This is a genomic window from Microbacterium sp. Bi128 (assembly GCF_918698205.1).
In genome coordinates, this window is sequence record NZ_CAKKMM010000903.1 from 1 (window position 1) to 2,082 (window position 2,082).

The window sequence follows — 2,082 nt, forward strand, 5'->3', positions numbered from 1 at the left end:
CCACACCGAGAGCCGCACGTCCCAATGGACCCGGTTCTTGACCGACTTTTCCTCCGGGACAATCTGGAACAAAACGCGGTGGGCGGGCGCCTTGGCGTCGAGTTCCTCGGGCGGGCGGATCGCGGCACCCTCGCGCCACACGAGCTTGCCCCGGTGCGTGGTGGTCTCCGCCTCCGTCGCGAAGCCCCGCTCGATCATGGAGTGGATGAAAACCTCATCCTGCGGCTCCACGGCCCATTCCAGGGTTTCGGCCCACCAATCGGCGAGCTCGTGCGGGTTTTTGCAGTCGACGACTATCTGGATTTTCAGTGTCATGGGAAGAACCTACGACGTCGCGGCCCGCGGCGGTAGGGTTCAGGCGCCGCAAGGCACCGGAGGCCCTTGCGGCGTAAGGGAGTCCGCGATCCGCCAGATCGATCCATCCCAGGTCATCAGGTAGTCGAGCTTCCATTCCGAGCAGGACTGCCCGTCGGGACCGTGCTGCGCGTCCTGAACGGTCCTCAGCCGGACGGACGCCGTGAGATCGGGTCCGGCAGCGGATACGTCCTCGACCTCCAGCGTGCGCCAGAAAGACGAGCCGAGCCCCTCCCGCCATGTCTCGAGTCCGCCCATCCGGTCCTGCATCTCGGGTGTCAGTATGGCGAACGCGAGGTCGTATGCGCCGCGGTTGATGGACTGGCCATGAAATACCAGGCTCTGGGTGATGTTGGCGGCCTGCGGGTGATCGGAATTCACCGTAACGTCTATCGCGCTGGTGTCTGCCGGTGCCGGAAGGCCGCAGCTTGTCGGGGACAGCGAAGTGGTGCGGTTCTTCCAGCTCTCGACGGCGAGGACAGCCTTGCGGGCATCCACAGCGAAGGCCGTGCCCTCGGCACTGTAGTTGCCTTCGCTGCCTGCACCGAAAACCCAGGCCCGCTTGGAGCTCACGACTCCTGCCACCTTGCCGTCCATGGTCAGCAGCGGGCCGCCGCTGTTTCCAGGATTGATGGCGGCGTCGGTCTGGATCAGGTTGCTGACCGTCCTTGTGCCGATTGTCTGCTCCCGGTTCAGTCCGCTGACGCGTCCCGCGGTGAAGGTCAGGTCGGCGTCCAGGGGAAAGCCCAGCGCCGCCACGTCTTCGCCCAGTGCCGGGGGAGCGCTGACGAAGTCGAAGATGTGGCCGCTGACCGGGCGGGCGGTGCGCAAAAGAGCAAGGTCGGCCGCCTCATCAATACCGAGTACCTGCGCGCTCGAGATCTCTGTTCCGAGGCTGATGCTGATGGCGGCTTGGTCCTTCACGACGTGTGCGGCGGTGACGATGAGGTCATTCTCGATGAGGAAACCGGTACCGACGCCGCCTGCGTCGCACAGCGTGACGTTGATCTTTGCTACTCCGGAGCGGACACTCGCGACGGTGCCGGCCCACCCGCCCGGCTGTCGGCTTCCGGTAGCGACCGGGTCTGGTGCTGTGACGGCCGCCTGGCTGGTTGGCGGCGGGGTCGCCGGCGCTGCAGACGTGGCCGTTGGGGTGGCCGGTGCAGCCGGTGCAGTCGGTGCGGCGCCGGGAAGGGACACGCAGCCGCTCAGCGCGAGAAGTGTCGTCATCGCCGCAGCTGCCGGGAGTGCGAACATTCGGTGGGCGTGGGCTTTCATGGCAGTCCTCCCCAATACAAGGTTGCCGCTCCAGCCCTCCCAAACCATCGCGAAGTGCCCTCAAGATAACGCATGCGCCGGCGAACAACCAGAGGGGAGCCGGGTGCCATGCGCCGCCGCCTTGCTTCGGTTACCCCTGCACTTGCTGCAGCTGTTCGAGCACCTCGGGCGGAATGGCGTAGATGAAGATGACCGCCAGGAGGTTCTTGGAGGCGTGGACGAAGTAGGAGAACATCACGTTCTTCCCGGTCCAGACGTACACGAACACCAGGACGGCGCCCATGGCAAGGTACGGCATCAGCACCTGCAGGGTCATTTGCTCCTGGCCCACGATGTGCAGGGCCGCGAAGAGGACCACGGACATGATGCAGCAGACCCAGAGGTTGACCCGGCGGCTCAGTTTGCCGATCAGCAAATGGCGGAAAATGTACTCCTCGACGAACGGGCCGA

General features: G+C 65.2%; 3 protein-coding genes. All 3 read right to left on the reverse strand.

Going from position 1 to position 2,082, the window contains the following annotated elements:
- The coding region (locus LQV45_RS27815) for a VOC family protein (RefSeq protein ID WP_230010112.1) at nt 1-315 on the reverse strand (315 nt) is incomplete at its 3' end.
- 39 nt (nt 316-354) lie between these two features.
- Nucleotides 355-1,680 (reverse strand): S1C family serine protease, encoded by a 1,326-nt coding sequence (locus LQV45_RS27820; RefSeq protein ID WP_230010114.1) that lies wholly within the window; start codon nt 1,678-1,680, stop codon nt 355-357.
- Between the two features lie 82 nt (nt 1,681-1,762).
- A partial coding sequence (locus tag LQV45_RS27825; RefSeq protein WP_230010116.1) for a CPBP family intramembrane glutamic endopeptidase occupies nt 1,763-2,082 on the reverse strand: 320 nt, incomplete at its 5' end.